The 215-nt window shown below is 74.0% G+C and carries 1 protein-coding gene; it reads left to right on the top strand.

Features of this window, described 5'->3' with window-relative positions; genetic code table 11:
- Nucleotides 1–215 (top strand): hypothetical protein (locus tag BN358_RS27080; RefSeq protein ID WP_019229181.1); only part of this gene is annotated, 215 nt, incomplete at both ends.

A 215-nucleotide genomic window follows, 5' to 3' on the forward strand; every position in this document is an offset into this window, starting at 1 on the left:
CGTCCCCGTGACGTTCGTCGAACTGGCCGAATGGGCGACATCCGGGACGCTCCCCGGGCAGCGGCCTGCGTTCACGGTCACGGCAGGGCTGAGGGCCGCCTTCGGGCCGGAGGACGACGAGGAGGCCGAGCACATCGCGTTGCTGGTCGCCTCGGTCGCGTCTCTGGCCGGGTCCGCCTACCGCCTGGTCGCGGTCGCCGAGGGTGTCGCCCGGG

It is taken from the genome of Sedimentibacter sp. B4 (genome assembly GCF_000309315.1).
In the GTDB taxonomy this organism is placed as follows: Bacteria; Bacillota; Clostridia; order Tissierellales; family Sedimentibacteraceae; genus Sedimentibacter; species Sedimentibacter saalensis.